The 4689-nt window shown below is 66.6% G+C and carries 5 protein-coding genes; 2 read left to right on the top strand and 3 right to left on the bottom strand.

The window, feature by feature from the left end:
* Window positions 1-842, top strand: an 842-nt coding sequence (locus AB0M47_RS42125; protein ID WP_363424495.1) for a hypothetical protein, incomplete at its 5' end; no start/stop codon positions are given.
* Between the two features lie 498 nt (window positions 843-1340).
* A complete protein-coding gene (locus AB0M47_RS42120) occupies window positions 1341-1475 on the top strand; it encodes a hypothetical protein (protein ID WP_363424493.1) in 135 nt (44 codons plus the stop codon).
* Between the two features lie 340 nt (window positions 1476-1815).
* Here AB0M47_RS42120 and AB0M47_RS42115 read toward each other — a convergent pair whose 3' ends face one another.
* From AB0M47_RS42115 to AB0M47_RS42105, 3 genes are all read right to left on the bottom strand, one after another.
* On the bottom strand, window positions 1816-2931 hold the full coding sequence (locus tag AB0M47_RS42115) for a PrsW family intramembrane metalloprotease (protein ID WP_363424491.1): 1116 nt from the start codon (window positions 2929-2931) through the stop codon (window positions 1816-1818).
* Between the two features lie 73 nt (window positions 2932-3004).
* The gene (locus tag AB0M47_RS42110) at window positions 3005-3649 is read right to left on the bottom strand and encodes a hypothetical protein (protein WP_363424488.1); all 645 of its coding nucleotides are present in this window, start codon (window positions 3647-3649) and stop codon (window positions 3005-3007) included.
* Window positions 3650-4216: 567 nt separating this feature from the next.
* Window positions 4217-4591, bottom strand: coding sequence for a MarR family winged helix-turn-helix transcriptional regulator (locus AB0M47_RS42105; protein WP_363424498.1), 375 nt, complete (start codon window positions 4589-4591; stop codon window positions 4217-4219).
* Between the last annotated feature and the right edge of the window lie 98 nt (window positions 4592-4689).

Below are 4689 nucleotides of genomic sequence, written 5' to 3'. Positions count from 1 at the left end.
CCTTCAAGGAGGTCGCCGAGTCCGTGCGCCAGCACCGAGGCGGCGACACCTACAACGCGTACCGCAGGCGCCTCAACACAGAGATCAAGCGGATCCTGCGGGCAGCGGCAGATCATCCGCTGAAACGCATCCTGGAGATGGGACCTAGGAACCAGCTGGTGTGGAGGCAGGGCACCGTCTTCGCCGGGCAGGACCTTCACTACGCCCACAAGCTGTCCCAACAAGTCATCAAGAACGTGCGTGCCAACCCGAACCTCGCGATGTCGCCCGGCAATCTCGAACCCGTCGGCGGCGACTTCCACCTCGCGGAGTACGGCCACGACACCGAGCGGCTCACCGACTACATGGCCACCGCGAGCGAGGAGGCGCGCACGGCAGTGCGCGTCGGCACCGAAGATCTGGCCGTACGCCGAATCGGGCCGGGGCGGCCGGGGCAGGCGGGTTACATCACGATCGGCGGCCTGGTGCACTTGGCAGTCGTGTCGGCGGGCGTAGTGGTGATCCTCCGAGCGTCCCACGACCGGACCGAGGCAGTCGCCAACCTCATGGAGTTCGGCGCCGGACTCGCCGTACAGGAGATCGTCCTACGCGGATTCGGTGGAGGCCCGGCCATCGTCGTACCGATCGTCATGAACATGCGCAGCGACGACCCGCAGGTCAGCCGCCAGCGCGCGATGGACGAGGCCCGGCGCGAACTCGTCCACAAATACGTCGACGCCTACCTTCCCGAAACCAAGGTCGGTGGGAAGTACGACCCGGCGGTGCTCGACGGCGTTCACCAACTGCTGTTCGAGGTGCCGCCGACGCCAGAGCCACAACCCTCAGAGGTAGAACCTCGGTGAAGGCTCCTTGAACTGCCCAGCCGCCGGATGGGCCAGCCTCGCAGCCGTTGGTGCGTCACACGGTGCGGGCCAGGTTGCCGGCGTAGTCCGGGCCGAGGCCGCCGCAAACCATGATCATGGACGCGGCCCGCTGACACTTGCACCGCTATGCCCACAGGGCTCAAGCAGCTCGTGCTGGAGAATCGAGGGGCGCGGACTTCGACCTCGACCTTGACCATGACCAGGACTCGGGAGTGTCTCCGCCGACAGCATGGTGGGCGAGACCCAGCATGACGGCCACATGCTGGTGACGCCGGGCGGCACTGAACGCCGTCACGCTACGCGACGCGACCGTGATCGATCAGGTCCTCCACCTTCGATCGAGCCGGGTCCGTGCCGTGCTGATCAGCTAAGGCGCCGCCCGTTGACCTGATGAGAAACGGAAGCGCCTATGGGTCATTTTCGGCGGGCCTCGCGCCTCGGGGAAGCGTTGCCGAACCGTTCCCGCAGCCAGCCGAGATGACGTTCCTCAAGATCATCGTATGGGATGTCCGGGCGAGCCGCGAGAGCGTCGAGCAGGAAAGTCTGCATGGCCTGCTCGATAGCCGCAGGAATAAGGGCGAACTGCTTCTCAAGGTCACTCTGAGTTGCTAGGCAAGGCCACTGTTTTCCACATGCTCCGCAGTTCCACAAAGGGTCCGGACCATGGCGTTCTGGCTGGGCGTCTGTCACGCGTATGTCTACCTTTGTATGCGCACCAGGATCCGCAGATGTGGCGCTCGAAGTGCAGAACCATAGTCATCACATGGCCCCAGCAGTTGATAATGACCGAAGCTTGTCTGAGGGGGTGGGCGTCCGCAATGCACATTCTGGCAGACATCCACCGTGATTCGGTGGCACAGAATGCGTCTCGCTGCCTGCCGCGACGCGGAACCGGCCCAGTTCTCGGCTCACGCGGCACCCCGTTGTACCGCACGCGGCCTGCGAGGCTTTGTCAAGTGCCGTTGCTCGACAGCGTTGTCGGTTGGAGCCGTAGGAGTTCGGTGCGGGCGAAGAGCACCTGGTCGCTGTCGGCACCTCTCGATGCGGCGAGTTGGTCGGCGAGATCGTGGGCCGCTTCGAGGCGGTGGTGGCGGGTTCGGCGGTTGGCGCGGCCGTGCGCCGCTCTGCGGTAGGCGCGGCGTTGTTTCCAACCACCAGCCAGCGCGTCGAGTTCCTCGGTCGTGATCACGCCGCTGTCGGCTTCGGGCGTCATGACCGCGCGCATGGCCGCTCGTTCAGGTTTCACGGTCAGGTGGAACACGGCGATCACGACCGCGAAGCTGATGATGATCTCTACGATCATCAGGGCGATCACCACGATGCCGTTTCCGCCGCTGAGGCCGCCGTTGGCGTCCCACAGGCCATGCAGGACCATCGCGGTGAGCACGAGTCCGGCGCCGAGCCCGATGCGGCGCCGTTGCGCGACGGTGCCGACCAGGTAGACGACTCCCGCGCCGGCGATCGCGGAGTACAGGATGTGGGAGGTGAAGCCGGTCAGCAGCCGCAGGGCGACGACGTGCAGCGCTGTGGACAGCTGATCGGAGCCGAACTGCTCCGCGCCGGCGTTGAGGCCGTAGGAGATGTCTTCGATGATCTCGAACCCGAGACCGCAGAAAGCGCCGAGGATGAATCCGTCGTACGCGGTGCGCACCACCCGGGGTGCGATGAACATCAGCAGCAGGACCCCGGCTGCCTTGCCGAACTCCTCGAAGATCGGTGCGGTCAAGCCGGCCCCGAAGTCCTGCTGGAACGTCTGCCCGAACACCTTGCCGTACAGGTCGAGCAGAGCGCTGTTACCGGACAAGGCGATCGCCCAGGTCGCGGCGAAACCGCCCCAGAGGAACCCCGCCACGACGAGCACCAGGGGCTGACGGGAGTAGCGGTCGATGCGCGTGGTGAACCACCAGAACAGCACCGCGTAGCAGGCGAACACGAGGGCGCTGACGGCCAGGGCCGGCGCGTAGAGCCGGATGCTCTGGTTGAGCATGCCGACCAGCTGCCAGATGCCGTAGAAGACACCGAACAGGTACACCCAGAAGCAGGCGTTGCGGGGCTGCCACAGTGACACCGGCCGGCCCCAACCGGTCTGTCGATCGCCGTCACGCGGGCGGCGACCGCTGGCATGGACTCCGGGACGACGGTCATGATCCGCTCCCGTCGACGGGGCGTACGGAACGCAGCATCGCCGCGACTGGCTGACTCAGGCCCTCCGGGGCGGTCTGTGGCCCGTAGATCTGGATTTCCACACCGGTATCGCCGAACACGAACGCGGCGACAAGACCAACTTGGCCCAGCCCGTCGTAGTGCGCCGCGATGCCGTGCTGCCCAGTCGCGTTGGTGATGGTGACCGGATCGCTGGTGACCCGGAAGTCTCCCGCCGCGCCGCGCATGCCCTCGGCGTTCTTCTTGATCTGCTCCAGCAGCTGGATCGGCGTCCCGTGATAGGTGTCGGCGACGACCTCGAACACCACACCCCCGTATGTCACAGCTGCGGTCGCCGGATAGGACTCGGCGGGCGTCGCGGGACTCTGCCGCAGCCCGGCGACCAGATTCGCCCCCACCGCCGGGGTGAACTGCACCCCATCACCGACCTGTACGACGTCCCCAGCCTGAATCGGATCGTCGACCTGCACGGACTTGCTGACCGCAGGCATGATCCACCCCGCGACCACCACCAACAGGACGACCAAAGCCGCCGGCAGCAGCGTGCGCCGATCAAGCCCCAACCACCGCCGGTCCACCGGCACCCAGTCGGCCCGCCACGAAGGACCTGCCTCGTCCACCACCGACACCACCCACCCACGCGAATCACAAGCACCCGGCGTTGCGCCCGCTCGTCCAACCCAGACGGCGCATAGCCAGAATTACGCATCAGACATACGTTCGGTGGTAAATTGTGCAAAACGGGTTTCAAGGCGGGACTGGGCCTGCTGCGGGCGCGAAGCCCCCGGACATGTCCGCCTTGGCCAGCGAAGGCTGTGAGCCCGGGCTCGCTCTGGGGCGTCGAGGCTGATCCCCACGCCGGTCAGGATCGGACCGAGTCCGTCGTGCAGCTCGCGGCGCGACCGGCACCATGCTCTCACGGGCCGCTACCGGTTCCTAAATGGATAGCTTCTGATACTTCCTCCAATATGGGACAGCCGGCGGCTGACCAGCCTGCGACGAGGTGCTGGCATGGGCGCGGTCCCGGTCGACGGCCCGAAGCATAATCCCCGGCGCATTGGGAGAATCTGCTCCAACGACCGACATGGCCAGCGGTAGCCGCGGACGCGACGCTTGAACCCGCGTGGATGTGGACGGTCGGCCGTTGCGGCGGCGCCACCGTGAACGCCGCGCATTCGCGTGGACCCGACTTACGGTTGTTCGCGGGGTTGCTGGTAGGGGTCGGTGATGGTGCGCAGGTCGGCCAGGAGTTGTGTGAGCTGGCGCATGCGCGCGGGCCCGAGGTGGGCTCGCCAGGTGGCTTCGATGTCGCGTACGACGGGGATGCCGATCTGGACGAGTTCGTGGCCTTTGGCGGTCAGTTGGACCAGGCGGGCGCGGGCGTCGCGCGGGTCGGGTGTTCGCTGGACGTAGCCGGCGTGTTCGAGCTGGTCGACGATCGAGCCGACGGTTTGTTTGCTCAGCTGGGCGGCGTCGGCGAGGTCGGCGAGCCGTGAGCCTTCGGCGGCGATGCGTTGGAACACGCGTGCCTGGTTGAGCGGAAGGGCGTGGCCGTGGGCTTTCAGCTCGGCCAGGCGTACGCCACGGGGCCGGGGTCGTTCTGCCCGCCGGCGAGCCGCCGTTCACCCTCGTGGTATGCACGACGACGCTGCTCGGCGAGGCC

Source organism: Hamadaea sp. NPDC051192, assembly GCF_040682475.1.
Classification (GTDB): Bacteria; Actinomycetota; Actinomycetes; order Mycobacteriales; family Micromonosporaceae; genus Hamadaea; species Hamadaea flava.
The sequence above is the reverse complement of the archived record's forward strand: the minus strand, read 5'-3'. Positions and strand labels throughout refer to the sequence as shown.